Here is an 18,989-nt window from a genome sequence, read left to right on the forward strand (position 1 = left end):
TAACACACTATGTGTTTACTCATTCTCTAAATACTTCGGTGCAACAGGCTGGCGTCTAGGCACTATCGGTATTCACGATGAGAACGTGTTCGACGATACACTTCGCTCATTCAGTGAAGCGACACAGTGCCAATTGGACGACCGTTACAAAACGCTAACTCCAGAGCCACGTGACATCAAATTCATCGACCGCATCGTTGCTGATAGCCGTAGCGTAGCATTGAACCATACTGCAGGTCTGTCTCTACCACAACAAGTACAAATGGCGATGTTTGCATTAACTTGTCTAATGGACTCAGAAGGTCGCTACAAAGCCGCTTGTAAACGCATCATCCGTGAGCGCTACACAACGCTTTACAAAAACATGGGTGTAGCAATCGAAGAGAACAAAGACCGTGTGGATTACTACACACTACTAGAGCTAGACACGCTAGGTGGCAAACTTTACGGTCAAGAGTTTGTCGACTGGTTCAAAGCTAACGAGAAAGGTAAAGACTTCCTATTCCGTCTTGCTCACGAAACCGGCGTAATCTTACTACCTGGTAAAGGTTTCGACACAGTACACGCATCAGTACGTGTATCACTAGCGAACCTTACTCACCACGAGTACGAGCTAATCGGCCGTGCAACACGCACTGTATTGGATGAGTACTTCGCTGAGTTTCAAGACGCATAAGTTCAAGTCTGGCTTAGAATCAAATACATGATTTAAAGCCGATGACGTCCAACTCATTAAGAATAAGCCTCGGCGATGTCGAGGCTATTCCGACCAAATAAGCACAGTGGTTAGATCGATAAAACTTCCTATCTTGATGTTCCGTTGTGTTTATTTAGTCGTCTTATCCAAGTATTCAAATCCATTTCAAACTGAAAGAGCGACGCATGAAAAGCATTATTTCTATTCAATCTCACGTGGTTTACGGGCATGCAGGAAACAGTTCTGCGGTTTTTCCAATCCAAAGAATGGGACTCGATGTGTGGCCAATCCACACTGTTCAGTTCTCTAATCACACTCAATATCAACAAGGTTGGACCGGGCAAACATTCGGCTCAGATGATATTCGAAACTTGATTCGAGGCTTAGACAACATCAACGTACTGAAAGACTGTGGTGCGATCCTATCGGGTTATCAGGGAAGCGCAGACCAATGTAAAGCGGTTGCCGAGTCGGTTAATTTAGTTAAAGAAAAGAACCACAGTGCACTCTATGTTTGTGACCCTGTAATGGGTGACCCAGATAAAGGTTGTATCGTTGAGGATGGCGTTAGAACCGCCATTACTAAACACTTGCTTCCTATTGCCGATGTTATAGTGCCAAACCAATTTGAACTAAGTGAATTGACCGGCATTAAAATCCTCTCCCTTTATGACGCGGTTACAGCATGTAAGAAAGCATTGGAGCTTGGTCCAAAGATGGTGCTCGTGAAGCATCTTCACTCATTACCCGATGACGCGTTCAGTATGATTTTAGCAACGAAAAAGGCATGTTATTTAGCCCAACGACCGAACATTGAATTTGCTCAACAACCGGTTGGTGTCGGTGACCTTATCTCTGGCCTGTTTACCGCAGGGTTAATAAAGAGAATGTCTCCCGTAGCTGCATTCCGACATGCAAATAACGCGGTCTATGGTGTGTTGGAGCTAACTAAAAGCTATGGCACTTGGGAGCTACAAACAATCAATGCACAATATGAATTTGTAGAGCCTACCCACGATTTCAACGTGGTCAAAATCGGGTAGAGCGTTTAACTCCGATAGTGGTGGAGGGTGTACCTATTCGATGGGTCGCATCCTACAAACGAGATTACGAGCTAAGACTAAACCTAGCTATATTACTCCCAGAAAGAGACGGACTTCACTTTATCCCTATTTATTAACTTCTCTGTTTATAGCTGTTCTTTTGATTAAACAGAGTCTCTGAATCATTTTAGAGAACATTAAATGAGCCTAATTATGAACCGTCTAATTTCCTCGGGTTTTACCGTTGCTTTGTCATTACTTGTAGTGGCATGTAGCTCACCCCACACGTTGGATGTACGCGTACACAAAGACAATTACAAAGAAGTGGTTGTAGAAGAAGCGATATCAGTAAAAGAGCCATTGCGTATGTGGGCGAGTGAGAACCCAGACTTCTTATACTCTCCAATCGATCAAACAACGCCAATTAAAGTGTCAGGTGAGCAACTAAATATCTTAGCTTTGTCAGGAGGCGGCGCGAACGGAGCCTTTGGAGCTGGTATTTTGATAGGGCTGGAAGAATCTGGCCAATTGAAAGACTACTCAATAGTTACTGGCATCAGTGCAGGAGCGCTAATGGCACCATTTGTATTCATCGGCGGAGATGCATTTCCGAAGATGAAGGAGGTGATGTTAAACATCAATGACAAATCAGTGCTCGGCAAAAAGAACTTTTTAAACACCGTGTTTAAAGATGCTTTTACTGACGGTAAAAACTTGAATCAATTTATCGCTCAGGCGTTCCCTGAACCGATGATCGAGCAAATTGCTGCGCGACACCGCAACGGTAAGCGTTTGTTTATTGGTAGCACACACTTTGATTCTGGAGAGCTTGTCATTTGGAATGTGGGCGCAATTGCAAATAGTGACATGCCAGATAAGTCTGAACTTATATATAAGGTTTTAGCAGCAAGTGCTTCTATTCCTGGAGTCTTCCCACCGCAGTTTATCAATGTGAAGTACGAAGGTAAAAGTTATGAAGAACTTCACGTCGATGGTGGTTTAGCCGCTCAAGTATTTTTCAATCCATCTAACTTCGACTATCAGCAGATCTCAGATGCTCTTGGGTTAGAAAAACCACCACAGCTCGATGTTATTCGAAATGGAGCACTGAAAGCGCCGTACCACTCGCTGAGAGATAAGGGTCTAGATTTAGTAGCAAAGAGCGTATCAAGCCTGACTCTTGCTCAAACACGTGGTGATTTATATCGAATGAAATACATCTGTGAAATCAACAACATTGATATGCAATTTACTTACATCGAGCACGACTTTGGTTACGCCAAACGAACCAAAGACATGTTTGATGAACACTATTTATTAACCATATACGAATATGGTTATCACAAAGCAACTCAGGGCAAACCTTGGGTAACAGAATTACCTTAATTTAGGGATATCGTAAAATGAATAAAACAGTTTTAGCGCTACTTATCATGGCAACGTCTAGCGCTGCCATGGCACAAAATGTGACCTCAATGGAACAGCAAAAAGTCGATAACGACATGCTACAACTGGCCGACGTTCAACAAGAAGCGGCGTTGTTCATGGTTGAAGAAAATTCAGACTACGTGGAGATTGACTACATTGGTCAGTGGGTTGACGTGAACAATTACGTCACACACAAAGAAGCTAAAGAACGCCAGCTTCAAAAGACCACCAAGAAATACATTTACTCGCAAACAGGTGAAACTCTAGAATCCATCGAGCAGCGAATTGCTGAGCATATTCAAGTGGACCAACCTAGATATTTCAGTGTCGATGTTTACCGTAATTACCACGGTGATTCTGGGGACTTTAACTATCTAGCTCGAATTATCGAATACATTTAAGTTATTCGTTTGACATCAACGATAAAACCTACTAGCTTAAGTAGGTTTTTTTGTTTCAAATTGACGAATTATTTTCACTAATATTATTCTGACAAAGTAGATATTTCGCCAACCTGTGATAATTTAAATACATAACGATTAAAAGTAAGCACAACAAAATGAATTTCAGCATTGAACAACTTCTCGCGTTCGTTACCGTTTATGACCAACTCTCTTTCAGCAAAGCCGCCGTTAAACTCAATAAACACAGAACGACAATCGGGCAGGTTATTACTAACCTTGAAGACCAACTCGCGGTAAGCCTATTTGAAAGGGTTGGGCGCTCTGTAAAGCCGACAGAAGACGGGCATCTTCTTTACCATTACGCTAAACAAACCATTGAACAAGCTCGTACCTTCGATAAGGTAGCATTGAGCCTCTCTTATGGCGGGTTGGAAAACATCACCTTTGCTTATTCTGGTGTGATACCTCATCAAATGCTTTTGGATATTCGAAAGAAACTGCGTCGTGATTTCCCGATGATGCGAGTGAACTTTTTAATCCGAAACAAAAAGGATATTAAGAAGGGCCTTCAAAGTGGCGAGTACCACTTTGGATTAGTCAATGTGCATGACAGCCGGGGTATACACAGCTTTGATGCGACTTTTCTAGGTCACATTGAGTTTTCCCCATTCGTTCAAAAAAATGGTGAGTTCTCATCTTTGGCGCAAGAGGATGTACTTTTAGCGTTAAGAAATTCAAAGCAGTTTATCTTGAGATCGTTTATTGAAGAGGGAATGTCAGAAAAAGTAACCATCAGCTCCGATAACGAAGAAGTCGATCAATTGGCGTTAGTTATTAAAATGGTTGAAGCCGGTTTAGGGTGGGCACTGTTACCAAAAACGTTTGCTCATTCTGAATTTTCCCATTACGACATTGAACATATACAGTCGTCTGAAATGCACCAAGGATTCAAATTCGGTTTTGCGCTTTGGTGCAATCATTCTAAGCAAGTGAAGGATGTAAAATTATCGGTTTTATCTGTTATACAAGAACATGTTGATCGAGTATTGAGTCAATATTAGCAAAGGAAGAATGTAGGTAACTTATTAATAGAGGCTCATTTATATGAGCCTTTTGCGTTTCTGTCATCTCGAAAGCTCTTTAATTTTGTAGGGCGACATCCTCTATATAGGAGTAGGGCAACACCATTATTTGGCCTATTCTATGCCCGTCGATTAAGGACCCCCTTTATTGGCAATAAGTGTTTAATTTCTATGTTTATTGCAAGGAAGCAAACTTTCGGCCGGGTTTCGTCACCCGGTCTTTTTTATGAGGCAAATTTTATGACTCGCTGCGGCGGCATTGTTCTTCTTTCCTGCTTTTTATTTACAACATCTTCTTTCGCATCGTTTTATGATCCTGTTGATGGTCAATTTGATATGGGGCATCACCTTGCGGAAAACGCATATGGCTTTTTGCCTATCCCAATTTTGATTACCGAGCCTGCGGTGGGGTACGGCGGCGGTGTGGCTGGTTTGTTTTTACATGAGACGGATGAGGAAAAGCGACAAAGAAAGCAAGCTGCTCTTTCTGCCATAGATGGTGGTGCGCAGTTAGTACCCTCAGCAATGTCAGTAGTGGGCGCAGTAGGGACAGAGAACGAAACTTGGTTTGTATTTGGTGGCCATAGACGATCTTGGATGAATGATTCCATTCGTTACACAGGAGGCGGCGGCTTTGGTGTTGCGAATTTGGATTTGTACACATCAATCAACTGGGGCCCCATAGATCATGACCTTAGAATAGGCACGTCAACTTCGGTAGCCGTACTTTCACAAAAGGTGCAGTTCCGGATTGGGCATACGCCTTGGATGTTGGGAATAAAGCAGTTATTAGCTAAGTCTGAGATTGAATTTGATAACATGGTTTTAGACCGAATTTTGGGTAACGAATCGGTTACTTCTGGTTTAGGGTTGGAGGCTGAATATGACACAAGAGATAATTTATTTTATCCAACCAAAGGTTACAAATTGTCTGCAGATTACATGGTGTACGACGATGCGATTGGCAGTGATTACAATTACCGAAATTTGAACATAGATGGCGAAGCCTATATCCCAATTACCAATAAATGGACGTTAGGCTTGGCTGCAAATTATCAAAGCTTCGAACAGCAAGACCTGTTTGTATCACCCACAGCGAAACCGTACGTGTCGTTACGCGGGGTGTCATCTTATCGGTACCAAGGAGATGAGATTGAAACAATCCAAGGCCAATTGACGTATAGCATCACTCATCGTTGGAAGGTGTCTGGGTTTTACGGTTCAGGGGTTGCAAAGCAAGATAACGGCATAAGCCACGACAGTACCGTCAATGCCGGAGGTGTCGGCTTTCGATACCAAATCGCGAGACGTTACGGTTTGCACCTTGGGATGGATTATGCGCAAAGCCATGAAGAACGCGCTATCTACTTTAACGTAGGCAGTGGTTTCTAGAACAACGGAATAGGTTAAATTTTTCCAAGAAAAAAGGCGCTAATTAGCGCCTTTTCGTTTTCTATCACTTTCTTACAGTAAGATTACTTCTTACGGCAGAACTCAGCGATTACGTACATTGATTGACCGCCGTTTGTTTTACCAGAAACAAGCTTAGGATCGTCACCAACGCTGATACCACGAATAACAGTACCTTGCTTAATCACTTGGTTAGTACCTTTGATTGGCAGGTCTTTGATTACTGTTACGTCGTCACCTTTCTTAAGTTCAACGCCATTCACATCAAGAGGCTTGTCATCAGCAGACATGCCGATTTGTGCCCAAACTGATGTTTCTTCTTCAAGGTACATCATGTCTAGCGCGTCCTGAGCCCAGCTTTCTGTGTTCAGACGAGTAAGTTGACGCCATGCCGTTACTTGAACTGGCGCTTCCTGGCTCCACATGCTGTCAGTCAGACAACGCCAGTGGTTGATATCTTTAGGATCGTCAATCTCACCAAGACATTTGTCACATACCATGATGCCGTGATCCACTGTTACGTGGCTGTGTGGCGGCACTGCGTATGCAGTAAGAGAAGAATCAGAACCACATAGTTCACATTTAGATTGGCAGCGTTCTAGCATAGTAGCTTCAGAAGACATAATGGACTCACATTTATTAGGTATTAAATTACGGGGCTATTATCCACTTTATTTACAATAAAGAAAGAGGTCGTACGGTATTCTGTCTTGATTAATTTTAGCTGAGATCAACCATTTGTGTTTTAAAGTTTTATGCAAACGGTCAACTAGGGGACTTGTTCGAACGACAGATACAAAAATGCCAGCGGTTAGGCTGGCATTTGGTTAAATTAAATTTTGCTCATGCGCTTACTTACTCGCATCTAACAAGCCAGCGGTTACGCTTGCAATGCCAGTACCTTGCGACAAGGTAAATTGTACAATTTGTGAGGTCATTTCTGCGTTGGCTGCTGCATCACCAGCATTTTTCTGAGAAATTACAGTGGAGTGGTCTGCCTCTGAAGATGCTTTGTCAAAATACGAAGCCAGCTTGTCTCCCGAAGAGTCCAGTGCAGTATTAACCAAGGATAACTTTTTAAACAGGGGTTCGGTACCTGCTGTTGGAAACTCAGCGACCGAGTTTGGTATCGTTTCGTCACCATTCGCTTGAATACCAAGCACAGGTCCCGTAGTTGTAGATGCAATATTATATGGGTCAACGTTATCTAGAACTGTTTGCGCAGCATAAGTGAATGAAGTAAGGATCGAGTCGATTGTCGCTTTGACTGCTTTGTCTGAGGCTGAAGCACTATCATTACTTAGGGCTGTGTAGTATTCATTAAAGCAATCACCACCTGACTTACTGACTGGCACACAGTTACTTACATAATGTGCTTGGTACTCGGTTACACTTGATAGGCTCACGGTGTGCTTAATCTCAGGAGAAAACGAGCCTGACTTAAGCAAGAAAGGGGCAATGCCACCACCTGGGTTAGCAAGTGTTGCACTTGTATAACTAAACATAGAATCAATAGCAGGGTTCAACGAACTGTTACCAACGGTATAAGAGCTGATACCTGTAATCGCCCCGATAGAATGCCCAAATAGAGACACATTCGTTTTGTCGAGGCGACTAAATGCTGCATCAGTAGCAGAATTTAACGCAAAACGAACTCCAAGACCATCAATGGCGCTCTGACGGATGTTATCTCGTGCAACAGGTAAATACTCAAGATTCATGTATACAGTAGGTGTTGTTGGTGTCGTAACAATATCTGCACTTAGTGCGCGTTGACCGTGAAGTGGTTGGTCGATAGCAATAATTGCATAGGGTTTGTATGGTGCAGATCCAGTAAGTGCGCCGCCAATATGCTGCATCGCAAAAGCATAAGCACTCTCTTTGATGCTAGTGATACCGTGTTGGTACTGTAAAATTGGTAAACTGCTGTCGATAGCTGCTCCTTCAGGTACAAACATAACGAACGGCACTGACTTTGCTGCTCGAATTTGCGGTACAGCGCTGTATTTCGTCATAACTCTAGCGCTATCCAATTGCTCTCCGCTTGCAAGAGTTAACTTTTCTCCAATGAGTAATTGTTGGTACTCTGCTTGATAGAGTTGAGTAGCAGGCTCTGTGATCCCTAAACCTGCCAGCTGTGTAGCAATAGCTGTTTTGTCCGAGTCACTTCCTGAGCTGAGTACATTCAAGATAGTTAAAACACTAGGCATCGCACTGCGCCAAGGAGTTGTTTTCCACGCATTGTTAGTTAACGAATCTGACAGGAAGTACGGTAATTCAACTGTTCCTCGATACACTTGAATAGAAGCTGCTGCTGGTGTTGAAAAGTTAGTGTTATAACCCGCAGCTAATTGTGTTGCAGCATCGTCACCAAATGCACTCTTAAACATCGCGTCAGCTTGTACAGCTGTAGCAAAATCCTGTTTCGTTCCATCAACTGTAAATGTATACAGATTATCAAGATCAGCTTCCGAAATACTATTTGGATTCGCTAGGTTCTTCCATATATCAGACGGGGTAACTGCGGGGCTAACTGTTTGTGCAATTGCAGCTTTGGTCCCGTTCATAACGTTACCTGCCGACGCAGTAGTAAACCAAGATGAGTATATGATTTCATCTGAGCTTGATACAGAACCATAGCCAGCGAACAACGCTTCAACTTGATGGATGATTTTCTGTGGTAAATCGAGCGAGCCTGCTTGGTCAATATCTGTCGTTTTTAAAGATGCGTAAGAGCTTGATGTTCCAAGTGGTTCATCTGCGCTATCAACAATTGAGTCAGTTAATGCATAGATGTAGTCAGAGCTAGGATCTAAACCTTTAAGAGGCAACACTTGTATGGTCTTAAAATCACTAGATGCCACTAAGTAGTCAACGCCAGCAGTTAGCGCAGTAAAGTTAGACATTACACCAGTGCTCAGGTCAACATCCACTTTAGCAACTTTTACACCGGCATTTAGGTGCGCGCTAAACGGTGTCGTACCCATCATCACGACATCATTCTTCAGCGTCCTATCACTTGGAAGATTCACATTGATAGTGAACGGCATGATAGTACTCCAACCATCAGCTTCCCCCATGGCTACTTTTGGATCATTCAAGAGCCCCGTTGAATTTACATCTAACGGAATATTTAGAGTGTGATCGTTGGTATCGAACAAGAAAAACGAAGGAAGAGGAACATCCGCTTCATTACCTAGAAGAGTGAAGCTAATTTTTGAACTTCTAGCTAATGATTGGTTGATTGCATCTGAATAAGGTGCCGCTGTTGAATCACCAGAGCTTTCACTATTGTCGCCACAGCCCGCAAGTAGTAATGCTGAGCATACGAGAGATAAAGAAAATTTGTTGTTCATGTAATTATTCCCGTACGGTTAGTTGAAGATGTAGTTAAGTTGTATCGCTGAAAGGTAAGCAACGCCTTCAGCATCAAATGTAAGCTTTTGTCCTGCCGCATCAGTTTCGGTAAACGAACCGCTTTCACTTTGTACGAGTGCAAATGCAGCATCGATAGTCATATTCTCTGAAATAGCGTAGGTGAGACCTGCTGAATACCACATACGATCGCTGTCTGGGATGCTTAATGTCGCTTCACCAGCTTGCTCGTCATACGCTAGGCCCGCTCGTACCGTCCAATTTTGATTAACCATGTAAGTTCCACCTACAGACCATCTCTGATTGTCTTCGTAATGTTCGGTTTTTAAGAAACATTCATTGTTTTTACAATCTGAACTAGTGGCTTTTAACTCTTTGAACTTACTCCACTTAGTTAACTGCCAACCATAGTGTATTGCCCAAGCATCGTTAAGTTGATGAAAAGCAGATAATTCGAAGATATCGGGCAGTTCAATTTCTAGACGCCCTGTGGTTTTACCAGGAGCGCCGTTTTCCATTTTTAGACCTGTGTAATCAGTGAACTCACCGTCATCAAAGTCGAGTTCAACGGATGAGCGGTAACCAAACCCAAAACGGTTGTACTCGTTCAGTTCATATAACGCACCTACATTCCAACTAAAAGCAAAAGTCTCACCAGTCATCGAGATTAGTTTGTCACTTGGTGAGCCACCAACAGGAAGGCTGCCTTTGTGTCTGTTGAGCTCGGCCTCTGCATAAACAAAGTTAACTCCAGCTCCAACACTAAAACTATCGTTAACTCTGTACGCGATATTTGGATTTAAGTTGACTGAAATTAGTGATGTGTCACCTGCCAAATCACCAGCATAAATATCATCTGGGTAATCAGTGGCTACTCCGTAAGTCGTGAACATGCCAATTCCCCAAGCCCATTTGTCGTTGATAGGACTAATGTAATAAGCAGCAGGGACAATTTGTAAAGGAGCTACATCTGATGATTTTTGGTTGAAGTCGTTGTCATTGATTTTGGTTTGAGTAACGTCTACCTCGGGATCAACGATAGAAACCGCGCCTGAAAACTGTGCTGTATCAAATAGGGTCATTGCGGCGGGGTTTCTCGCTAGTACACTCGCGTTATCAGCTACTGCACCTTCACCTGAAAAGGCACGACCAAGACCTGAGGCAGAATGCTCAGCAACTTGGAAACCAGCCGCAAGTGAGTTACATGCAAATAGTACTGAAAGTGAAACGAGAGAGCGTTGTATTGTTTTCATCCTTGACCCTCCTAGGGCATCGAATTTCGTTATTATGGTTTGAAAACACACTGAGCATTTTTGGTGTTGAAGCTCTAATGTAAATGGCATGTTAAATTCATGTTTTATATAAAGTCAAAGAAAGAGTTGTTATTTTGTGAGGTTATGTTTTAAAGGGGCGGCACTTTAACATCGATAATATAATTATAATCAATAATTTATTCGTGGTTGGAGGTGTGACCAGAGTGTTTATGCATCGTTGCGGTATAAATAGTGTTCAATAGCTCAATATGTAACAACTTTGTTTCTGTTTACCACCATTCGCTAAATCGGCATAATATCGACACTCGTTAGAAGTCATTAAATTGGAATTTTAAGTTTGGAATTACTCGCGATAGAGTTTCTTGGTAAACCGCTTCGTTTAGAAGGATCAATGGCAGGGTGGCAACAGTTGTATTGGGATAACACTTTGGTATCTCAATTAGATGCGACCACAGACCAAGAAGACGCCCGAAAACACGAATTTACACTACGCGCTGGCGAAGAAACGTTGCAGTGTCACGTTGAATCGACCGTTCAGTGGCAACCGTTTGAGATGACGTATAAAGCGTCGGTGAATGGGCAAACCATTACCGAAGGCAATCGAAACACCAAAGATATTGAACAACAAACTCCTGTTGTCGCTCCTAAACCAGAGAAGCGTTTTAGCTTAATTGGGTTGGTGTCGCTTGGTATGAAAGCGCTTAAAAGCGCCAAGCTAATCAAGGTCGTACTTGCTTCTGCGAGTTTAGCGGCCTATTCATGGTTGTTTTCAATTCAGTTCGCTTTGGCCTTAATCGCCTGTTTAATGTTCCATGAGTACGGTCATATTAGAGCGATGAAATACTTCGGCATGAAAACCAAAGGGATCTATTTGATACCATTTCTTGGTGGCTTGGCGTTATCCGATGAAAAGATTAATACGCGTTGGCAAGATGTGGTTATCTCAATCATGGGGCCATTGTTCGGCCTGATATTGTCGTTAGTATTTATGGTGCTGTATTGGGCGACTGGCGAAATGTTCTTTGCCGGCCTTGCAGTATTTAATGCTCTATTAAACCTGTTCAATCTATTGCCGATTTTGCCTCTCGATGGCGGACATGTTCTTAAAAGTATCAGTTTCTCGATGAACAGTGTGCTTGGCATTGTACTTTGTGTCGCGGCTGCCGTTGCTGGTGTGGTATTGAGTTATCAGTTGAATTTAACCCTGTTTGGTTTCTTATTGATCATGGGCAGTGTTGAAATACTGTTTGAATGGAAAGGACGTCATCACAGTCACTTGTTACCGTTAGACAAATACGGGCAAGTCGTGTCGTTCGTTTGGTATGTAGGTTTAGTGAGCAGTTTGATTGGTGTTATCTGGTATTTTGCATCTACTGGTGATCAGCTATTAAGCCTACCATTACAAATTCTTGGTACTTAACGAGTGAGTTTCTGTTGTTGGAATTATCCAGCTGCTTAGTGCACTTGAACTGTTAGCAAGCAAGAAACTGAAAATGCCCTAACCAATATGGATAGGGCATTTTTGTATTTACACCAGCTAGGCGATTCTTACTTAGATTACGCTTTGCAATTTGGTCTTGGTGAACCTGATTGAGGAAGCGTTTTTATCGTTGCTTGTAGATCTTTAATACGCGTACTGTGGGAAGGGTGCGTAGAAAGCAACTCTGGCGGTTGATTACCCCCTGATGCTTTCGCCATGTTTTGCCACAAGTTGACACTTTGGTTTGGATCGAAACCTGCTTGAGCCATATACTCTAAACCAACAACATCGGCTTCAGACTCTTGAGTTCGCCCATACGGTAGAATAACGCCATATTGAACGCCTAACCCTAACGCGGCCATCGTCATACCTTGATACTGTTTGTATTCTGATGCACCTAACGCAACGTTAGTAATAGATAAGCCCGTATTAGCGATTTGAGACTGAGAAAGGCGCTCATTACTGTGGTCCGCTAAAACGTGTGCCACTTCGTGACCGATAACCGTCGCGAGTTGGTCTTGATTGACTGCAACCTTGAGTAACCCTGTGTATACACCGATTTTTCCGCCAGGTAGGGCGAATGCGTTCACTTGATCACTATCAAACACAACAACTTCCCATTCACTAAAACCTTGTTTAGGAATATATTGAGTGATGCTGTTCGCTACGCACTGTACATAAGCGTTAGTTTTGGCATCTTTGCTGATGGGTTGTTCTTTTTTCATTTGTTCAAAAGACTGTGCTCCAAGCTGAGACATGTCTTTATCTGAAAAAAGCAGCAATTGGTTTCTGCCTGTCGGAGAAGCGCTACACGCGGTTAGGCCTGCTAGTGTGAGAAGCGAGGCAAACTTCATCCATGACGTCATACAATATCCTCTGTGTATTCGGTTTTTATGCATGTTAACATCAACTTGCGTAATAGCTAAGGGCTGTAAGATAACTAACAGCGGTAATATAGAAAAAAGCTATGCACGCGATAACAAGATCAATAATTAAGGAACCTATATGAGTATTTGGAAAAAGCCCGTTGACCTAGATACCTTCAACGCGACCTCAAAAAATACCTTAATTGAACACCTCAACATTGTTTACACCGAAGTAAATGACAATTCTTTGGTAGCAACCATGCCGGTTTGTCACTTTACGCACCAACCACTGGGTATGCTTCATGGCGGCGCATCGGTTGTGCTAGCAGAAACGCTTGGCTCATTGGCTGCAAACTTCTGCGTACCAGAAGGCTATTATTGCGTTGGGCTCGATATCAATGCGAACCACGTAAGGTCAATGCGTGAAGGGCATGTCATTGGTACTGCTGAGCCTATTCACTTGGGCGTCTCTACTCAAGTATGGCAGATCAATATCACTGATGATCGTCAACGCTTAGTTTGTACCAGCCGTTTAACCATTGCCGTTAAGAAACATAAGCGATAACAGACTAGGCAGTCGTACGCTGGTTTTGTCTTTAGAAGAAGTAATCAGTACTTAGAACAAGCAATCAGTATTTAAAGAAGTAACCCGAGAAGCCCATGGTCATAACGTTTAAAAGTGGAAAAGTCATCGCAACCGCACATGAATTGGTTGTTCGTTTAGATGGGGAGCATAGAGTCACGCTGCAAGCCCAAGTTGATGCAATTCAATTGATCGGAAAAGGGGCAAATGTTATTTCAGCTAACGGTTCTGAGTGTAAATGGTCGATAAAATTAGACGATGAACAGCAGCTCCGTGAAATCGCTAATGAAATTGGCTGCGATGTAATGTAATCCTTTACGGTAAAGGCACTTAACCCTTAAGATTGAATAACATCTTAGGGTGTCGTACTCATAATTCACAATAAAATTGTGTCAGTAATATTGATTTTACGCCATAAAATAGGGAAACTGAATTCAATGTCCTTTGAATAAGTTTTCCTCTTTATGAGCAGCCCAAGACTTCGCGTTCAATTTGAAACCCTGTTTGAATACTTCGATGGTAAAGATTCTGATGTTCAACTCGACGACATCACGGATGTGCTTTGTTGTACCCGTCGTAATGCCCGAATGGTACTCAACAAGCTTGAAGAAGAAGGGTGGGTAGAATGGTTACCTGCAGCAGGTCGAGGAAAGTTATCTCAACTTATCTTTAAACAGAATCGTTGTGATGTCAGCGAGAACTTAGCAAGACGCTACTTGCAGGAAGGAAAAATTGGACAGGCGCTGTCAGTGCTTGATCACAATGCTGCCAAACTCACCCAAGTTATTCAAAACTACTTGGGCGTACAGTATCAAGAAGGCGAACAAGTTATTCGTTTGCCTTATTACCGGCCGCTTTCCATGCTTAACCCAACCAAATCGATGCGTCGTTCAGAGCAACATATCGCTTGTCAGGTATTCAGTGGGTTGACTCGTCTAGATGAGAATGACCAACTTCAACCCGATCTTGCTCATTCATGGCAAAAAATCAGCGATTACCAATGGCGATTCTTCTTGAGACCCGGTGTTCGTTTCCATAACGGGGAACCTCTGTTAACCAATCATGTTGTGGATACACTGCTTGCCCTCGAACCTCTCAACATGTTTTCGCATATCAAAGATGTCTCTTCACCTGCAAATTGTGTCGTAGATGTCTTTCTCACACGTCCAGACAAGTATTTTCCCCTCGCACTAACGGAATCGGTCGCTAAAGTCACATTACCGATCACTTTACGTGGTGAAGACTACGATATTCGACCGATTGGAACGGGACCTTATCGCATTGAAAAGAACGACGAGAAACAACTCGTGTTAACCGCTTTCAATGGGTACTTTGGTTTCAGACCGTTAATTGATCGCGTTGAAGTTTGGGTGGTGGATGAGGCTTATTCTTCAATGGTTTACCCAAGCCTATCTAAGCCTGTTATGGCCGACCGTGGCGATAGCGATGAAGTAGAACTCGATCCTGGTTGCACGTATTTACTGCTCAATAGAAAGAAGGGTATTGCACAAGATCCCGCATGGGCACAGTTTTTATCTAACGCGTTGAATGCGGCGGATCTGTTTGTTCATATTCCAAAAGAGACTGTTATCGATTTGGGCGTGTTACACGCTTATGGGATAAAACCCGGTTGGTATGACATAAAGTTAAAAGTGCCCGTTTGTCCACCAGCAGATTCGAAGCCTACCATAAGATTAGCGTATCAATGCCAACACCCAATGTTCCCAACGCTTGCCAAGGCGATTGTCACGGTGCTGAAGCAATACAACGTCGATGTTGATCTTTACGGTTACGAAACCGATCCTCCGCACGCCGATGATGTTGATGTTTGGATTAACCCTATGGGCATCGCCAATAACAGAGACGACGCCTTGGCTGGCTGGTTAATGGACTACAGTTTTCTTGATGAATCTAGCCCGGCAGAAGACTTCGACCAATGGTGTCACATGATTGACCGTTGGCGTTCTGGTGAATTCGAGCAATTCCCAGCAAGACAGTTAGGTAAACAACTAGTCCAAAGCAATCAATTGATCCCGATGTTCCATTGCTGGTTAGGCGTCAATAAAGATCAATGTGGTACGTTGCAAAACGCGAAATGTAATGCATTAGGTTGGTTCGACTTTAGCCAAGTTTGGGTGAAGCCTGACGTTGATTGAAATCCAAGAAAACTCAATTAGGACCAAATAACTCATTTAGGAAAAACGATGCAAACTCTGATGGTTACATTTATTACGCTGGTGGCATTTGCTGCTAATTCAGTTCTGTGTCGCTGGGCCTTAATGGATCAAACGATCGATCCTTTGAGCTTTTCGATCGTTCGCATCTTATCTGGTGCGCTTACGCTTTTGATTTTATTAGCTTTATCTTCCCAATCTAAAGCTAAAAGTGAGTTAGCAAGTAACACATCGCTATACACAAAGCTCAAATCACAGTTTCAACTCACATCAATATTGTCACTGCTCGTGTATATGTTTGGTTTTTCGTTTGCTTACTTAGAGCTTGGCGCAGGTCTTGGTGCTCTGGTGTTGTTTGTCGCGGTGCAATTTACGATGATTGCCGCGCACTTGTTTTCTGGCAACAGAATGTCATTGATTGAATGGGGCGGATGTTTGTTATCGGTAGCAGGGCTTGTTTATTTATTAATGCCAACGGAATCGACACAGGCACCTGATTTAGTTTCTATTATCTTGATGTCTCTGGCCGGAGTTGGGTGGGGCATTTACACATTGGCAGGAAAGACATCGTCAAACGCACTGCAATCGACCACCGCTAACTTTGGATTCAGTTCGCTAGTTATCCTTTTGGCATTAAGCTTGTTAGTTTTGATTCCTAATGCGTTAACGCAAGTGTCTATCACTGAACAAGGTTTGATTTACGCGGTTATATCGGGCTCTGTGGCTTCTGGTGTGGGTTATAGTTTGTGGTATTACGTGGTGAAAAAGCTGAATACCGTGGTGGCGTCTATTGCACAACTTTCTGTTCCAGTTATCGCGACACTTGGTGGTGTATTACTGTTATCTGAACCTGTCACCATGCAATTTATAGTCTCATCAACCGTTATACTTCTAGGGATAAGCTTGGTTCTTGTCGCCCCTAAACTTAAGAAATAAAGAGTTCAATCATTAACTTCTATGGCTAAACCAAACAAGAAACAACCGACCAAGACGGTTCAGATTTTCTGTGCCAAATGTAAAACGCAGCTTTTTAAGTATCGGAAAGGTGGCAAAGGTGCACTCGTGAAATGTTTTAAGGAGCGTATCGTTGAAGATTTCACGACAAAACCATGTGTGTGCCCTGAATGCGGGATTGAATTTGCGCGAGACACTTTGGTTCGAGGTACGCCAGCCTACAAGTTTGTTGGTGGCAAGGTAACGATGAAATAACCTGTCACGATGAAACGACCAGTCATATTAAAACGAGCAAACAATGCTGAAACTAAAAATGCCACAGCACGGTTTGTGTGTGGCATTTCAACGTTGCTTTTGATACTCAGTGTAAATAATTGAGCTTAGTAAGCATTGACACGCCCTTGAAGCTTAAGAAGTAATAGCGAGACAATTGCGCCCGTGGTGTCACACAGCATATCTTTCTGTGCATCCCAAATATCGCCTTGTGAACCAAGGAATGCGATACCTTCATCACCACCTGCGATCTCCGCGTACCACCACTCGATAATTTCATAACCTGCAGCAACACTCATAATCGCAAATAGCGCAAAGAAACATGCCAGCACCGGTTGAGCCAGTTTTTTACGAATCAAGTACTCAGCGAGTGGGTAAGCATAAAGGCCAATAGAGAAATGCGCGACACGGTCAAAGTTATTCCGTTCTGAACCTATCATGTTATTGAACCAATCAAATGGCACTTCCGCGAAGGTATATTTTGCGCCTATCGTATGCAAAATCAGCCAGATAAACATCAAAACGTAAGCTGTCTTAGTGAAGGTGAGCTTTGTTGATAACCACCAAATACCCACCAATATCGCGAGCGCTGGGACAATTTCGGCAATCCACACCGCTCTTGAAGAGGGAGCGAACGCTGAAAATAAAAACACAGTCAGATACAGCGTCGTCAATGACAGTAATGGTCTATTTTGAGCAAGTGGCGTAATTGTCATCATCAGATCCTGTATTAGTTTCATGTATAGTTACACAATAATGAACAGTGTTCAATTGCGCTCTAATCACCATATTTGTTGAAAACCGGCGTTATCGCCCAGTATCTAGACAAACGGTTGCGAGAGTTTCACAAAAGTTTGATTTACAACAAAGCGATCCTTAAAATCGCTCTATTACTACATAACAAGAAAGAAAGTCATGAAACTGGAAACTGTCGATTACCTTGCTGACGACGCAGCAGAACAATTTGTTCGCTCTCTACGTGAAACTGGTTTTGGTGTTCTTAAGAACCACCCAATCCCGAAAGAGCTTGTTGAGTCAATTTACGAAAACTGGTACCAATTCTTCATCTCTGAAGAAAAAGAGAACTTCCACTTTAATGTTGAAACACAAGATGGATATTTTCCACCTTCAGTGTCTGAAGTTGCTAAGGGCCACACTGTAAAAGACATCAAAGAGTACTTTCACGTATACCCATGGGGTCAAATCCCTGAGCAGCTGAAAGAACAGATTCTAGATTACTACCAACGTGCGAATGCTTTTGCTCAAGAGCTGCTAGGTTGGGTTGAAGCTCATGCTCCTAAAGAAGTACAAGAGAAATTCTCTATTGCGTTATCAGAAATGATCAACGGCAGTGAACAGACTCTGCTTCGTGTTCTTCGCTACCCACCAATGCAAGGTGATGAAGAGCCAGGTGCAATCCGCGCTGCGGCACACGAAGACATCAACTTACTGACGGTTCTTCCTGCTGCAAGCGAGCCGGGCCTTCAAGTTAAAGCTCAAAATGACGAATGGCTAGATGTTCCATGTGACTTCGGTAACATGATCATCAACATCGGTGACATGCTTCAAGAAGCATCTGGTGGTTACTTCCCATCGACAACTCACCGTGTAATCAACCCATCAGGTGAACGCCAAGAGAAGTCTCGTATCTCTTTGCCTCTATTCCTTCACCCGAAACCAGAAGTAGTGCTATCTGAAAAGTACACAGCAAACGAATACCTAATGGAACGTCTAAGAGAGCTTGGCGTTATCTAGTCAGTTCAATGCTTCGTCCCTAAAATTGGGATAGATGTGAAAGGTCAGCTAAGTCGCTGACCTTTTTTGTATCCGTACCAAAGAATTGCGGCTTTATTACTAGGGCGTGTTGATCTTTCGAGCTGATTTTTGCAGCGAGTTGCTGGGTATTTATACAAGGCAGAGGCATCGATGTGTAGCTAGCCTACATG

The 18,989-nt window shown here is 43.0% G+C and carries 18 protein-coding genes; 13 read left to right on the forward strand and 5 right to left on the reverse strand.

The genetic code is table 11. The annotated features are described in order from the left end of the window. The 6 genes from AB6F11_RS20035 to AB6F11_RS20060 form a co-directional block, all read left to right on the forward strand. Nucleotides 1-676: aminotransferase class I/II-fold pyridoxal phosphate-dependent enzyme (locus AB6F11_RS20035; protein ID WP_372179656.1), on the forward strand; the 676-nt coding region annotated here is incomplete at its 5' end. Between the two features lie 206 nt (nt 677-882). Then, a complete protein-coding gene (gene pdxY, locus AB6F11_RS20040) occupies nt 883-1,740 on the forward strand; it encodes a pyridoxal kinase PdxY (RefSeq protein ID WP_017060057.1) in 858 nt (285 codons plus the stop codon). A gap of 213 nt (nt 1,741-1,953) precedes the next feature. Then, a complete protein-coding gene (locus tag AB6F11_RS20045; protein ID WP_017060058.1) occupies nt 1,954-3,126 on the forward strand; it encodes a patatin-like phospholipase family protein in 1,173 nt (390 codons plus the stop codon). Between the two features lie 17 nt (nt 3,127-3,143). Continuing rightward, nucleotides 3,144-3,569 carry a hypothetical protein gene (locus AB6F11_RS20050; protein WP_104216057.1) on the forward strand — a complete coding sequence of 142 codons (426 nt, stop codon included), beginning with the start codon at nt 3,144-3,146 and terminating at the stop codon, nt 3,567-3,569. A 158-nt stretch (nt 3,570-3,727) separates the two neighbouring features. Beyond that, nucleotides 3,728-4,633 carry a LysR family transcriptional regulator gene (locus AB6F11_RS20055; RefSeq protein ID WP_104216056.1) on the forward strand — a complete coding sequence of 302 codons (906 nt, stop codon included), beginning with the start codon at nt 3,728-3,730 and terminating at the stop codon, nt 4,631-4,633. 261 nt (nt 4,634-4,894) lie between these two features. Further along, complete coding sequence (locus tag AB6F11_RS20060) at nt 4,895-6,046, forward strand: BamA/TamA family outer membrane protein (protein WP_017060061.1); 1,152 nt, start codon at nt 4,895-4,897, stop codon at nt 6,044-6,046. A gap of 83 nt (nt 6,047-6,129) precedes the next feature. Here the strand turns inward: AB6F11_RS20060 and AB6F11_RS20065 are convergent, their stop codons facing one another. The 3 genes from AB6F11_RS20065 to AB6F11_RS20075 all read right to left on the reverse strand — a co-directional run bounded on the left by AB6F11_RS20065 (nt 6,130) and on the right by AB6F11_RS20075 (nt 10,692). Next, nucleotides 6,130-6,687 carry a PhnA domain-containing protein gene (locus AB6F11_RS20065; RefSeq protein WP_017060062.1) on the reverse strand — a complete coding sequence of 186 codons (558 nt, stop codon included), beginning with the start codon at nt 6,685-6,687 and terminating at the stop codon, nt 6,130-6,132. A 228-nt stretch (nt 6,688-6,915) separates the two neighbouring features. Further along, complete coding sequence (locus tag AB6F11_RS20070) at nt 6,916-9,420, reverse strand: VolA/Pla-1 family phospholipase (protein ID WP_104216055.1); 2,505 nt, start codon at nt 9,418-9,420, stop codon at nt 6,916-6,918. 18 nt (nt 9,421-9,438) lie between these two features. Further along, the gene (locus tag AB6F11_RS20075; protein ID WP_104216054.1) at nt 9,439-10,692 is read right to left on the reverse strand and encodes an outer membrane protein transport protein; all 1,254 of its coding nucleotides are present in this window, start codon (nt 10,690-10,692) and stop codon (nt 9,439-9,441) included. Between the two features lie 358 nt (nt 10,693-11,050). Between AB6F11_RS20075 and AB6F11_RS20080 the strand changes: the two genes are divergently transcribed. Continuing rightward, nucleotides 11,051-12,133 (forward strand): site-2 protease family protein, encoded by a 1,083-nt coding sequence (locus AB6F11_RS20080; protein ID WP_017060065.1) that lies wholly within the window; start codon nt 11,051-11,053, stop codon nt 12,131-12,133. 137 nt (nt 12,134-12,270) lie between these two features. Here AB6F11_RS20080 and AB6F11_RS20085 read toward each other — a convergent pair whose 3' ends face one another. Further along, entirely contained in the window at nt 12,271-13,059 is a 789-nt protein-coding gene (locus AB6F11_RS20085) for a M48 family metallopeptidase (RefSeq protein ID WP_017060066.1), read from the reverse strand. 139 nt (nt 13,060-13,198) lie between these two features. Between AB6F11_RS20085 and AB6F11_RS20090 the strand changes: the two genes are divergently transcribed. The 5 genes from AB6F11_RS20090 to AB6F11_RS20110 all read left to right on the forward strand — a co-directional run bounded on the left by AB6F11_RS20090 (nt 13,199) and on the right by AB6F11_RS20110 (nt 17,025). Beyond that, nucleotides 13,199-13,624 carry a hotdog fold thioesterase gene (locus AB6F11_RS20090; protein ID WP_017060067.1) on the forward strand — a complete coding sequence of 142 codons (426 nt, stop codon included), beginning with the start codon at nt 13,199-13,201 and terminating at the stop codon, nt 13,622-13,624. A 95-nt stretch (nt 13,625-13,719) separates the two neighbouring features. Then, complete coding sequence (locus AB6F11_RS20095; RefSeq protein ID WP_017064605.1) at nt 13,720-13,953, forward strand: DUF3389 domain-containing protein; 234 nt, start codon at nt 13,720-13,722, stop codon at nt 13,951-13,953. Nucleotides 13,954-14,106: 153 nt separating this feature from the next. Next, a complete protein-coding gene (locus AB6F11_RS20100) occupies nt 14,107-15,798 on the forward strand; it encodes an SgrR family transcriptional regulator (RefSeq protein ID WP_017069657.1) in 1,692 nt (563 codons plus the stop codon). A gap of 48 nt (nt 15,799-15,846) precedes the next feature. Further along, nucleotides 15,847-16,752, forward strand: a complete 906-nt coding sequence (locus AB6F11_RS20105) for a DMT family transporter (RefSeq protein WP_017064603.1) — start codon at nt 15,847-15,849, stop codon at nt 16,750-16,752. A gap of 21 nt (nt 16,753-16,773) precedes the next feature. Then, complete coding sequence (locus tag AB6F11_RS20110) at nt 16,774-17,025, forward strand: hypothetical protein (protein WP_017060071.1); 252 nt, start codon at nt 16,774-16,776, stop codon at nt 17,023-17,025. Nucleotides 17,026-17,150: 125 nt separating this feature from the next. Here the strand turns inward: AB6F11_RS20110 and AB6F11_RS20115 are convergent, their stop codons facing one another. Further along, nucleotides 17,151-17,759, reverse strand: a complete 609-nt coding sequence (locus tag AB6F11_RS20115; RefSeq protein ID WP_104216053.1) for a DUF2238 domain-containing protein — start codon at nt 17,757-17,759, stop codon at nt 17,151-17,153. 199 nt (nt 17,760-17,958) lie between these two features. Here AB6F11_RS20115 and AB6F11_RS20120 point away from each other — a divergent pair, with 199 nt between their 5' ends. Then, a complete protein-coding gene (locus AB6F11_RS20120) occupies nt 17,959-18,798 on the forward strand; it encodes an isopenicillin N synthase family oxygenase (protein ID WP_104216052.1) in 840 nt (279 codons plus the stop codon). Nucleotides 18,799-18,989: the final 191 nt, after the last annotated feature.

Origin of the sequence: Vibrio sp. 10N.247.311.14, assembly GCF_041467715.1 — a bacterium.
Classification (GTDB): Bacteria; Pseudomonadota; Gammaproteobacteria; order Enterobacterales; family Vibrionaceae; genus Vibrio; species Vibrio crassostreae_C.

Bases quoted from the DNA above. Each gene is read 5' to 3' on its own strand.
- AB6F11_RS20085 (WP_017060066.1), bottom strand. From the start codon at position 13,059: ATGACGTCATGGATGAAGTTTGCCTCGCTTCTCACACTAGCAGGCCTA.
- AB6F11_RS20115 (WP_104216053.1), bottom strand. From the start codon at position 17,759: ATGACAATTACGCCACTTGCTCAAAATAGACCATTACTGTCATTGACG.
- AB6F11_RS20105 (WP_017064603.1), top strand. From the start codon at position 15,847: ATGCAAACTCTGATGGTTACATTTATTACGCTGGTGGCATTTGCTGCT.
- AB6F11_RS20060 (WP_017060061.1), top strand. From the start codon at position 4,895: ATGACTCGCTGCGGCGGCATTGTTCTTCTTTCCTGCTTTTTATTTACA.
- AB6F11_RS20070 (WP_104216055.1), bottom strand. From the start codon at position 9,420: ATGAACAACAAATTTTCTTTATCTCTCGTATGCTCAGCATTACTACTT.
- AB6F11_RS20045 (WP_017060058.1), top strand. From the start codon at position 1,954: ATGAACCGTCTAATTTCCTCGGGTTTTACCGTTGCTTTGTCATTACTT.
- pdxY (WP_017060057.1), top strand. From the start codon at position 883: ATGAAAAGCATTATTTCTATTCAATCTCACGTGGTTTACGGGCATGCA.
- AB6F11_RS20050 (WP_104216057.1), top strand. From the start codon at position 3,144: ATGAATAAAACAGTTTTAGCGCTACTTATCATGGCAACGTCTAGCGCT.
- AB6F11_RS20075 (WP_104216054.1), bottom strand. From the start codon at position 10,692: ATGAAAACAATACAACGCTCTCTCGTTTCACTTTCAGTACTATTTGCA.
- AB6F11_RS20120 (WP_104216052.1), top strand. From the start codon at position 17,959: ATGAAACTGGAAACTGTCGATTACCTTGCTGACGACGCAGCAGAACAA.
- AB6F11_RS20110 (WP_017060071.1), top strand. From the start codon at position 16,774: ATGGCTAAACCAAACAAGAAACAACCGACCAAGACGGTTCAGATTTTC.
- AB6F11_RS20065 (WP_017060062.1), bottom strand. From the start codon at position 6,687: ATGTCTTCTGAAGCTACTATGCTAGAACGCTGCCAATCTAAATGTGAA.
- AB6F11_RS20100 (WP_017069657.1), top strand. From the start codon at position 14,107: ATGAGCAGCCCAAGACTTCGCGTTCAATTTGAAACCCTGTTTGAATAC.
- AB6F11_RS20090 (WP_017060067.1), top strand. From the start codon at position 13,199: ATGAGTATTTGGAAAAAGCCCGTTGACCTAGATACCTTCAACGCGACC.
- AB6F11_RS20095 (WP_017064605.1), top strand. From the start codon at position 13,720: ATGGTCATAACGTTTAAAAGTGGAAAAGTCATCGCAACCGCACATGAA.
- AB6F11_RS20055 (WP_104216056.1), top strand. From the start codon at position 3,728: ATGAATTTCAGCATTGAACAACTTCTCGCGTTCGTTACCGTTTATGAC.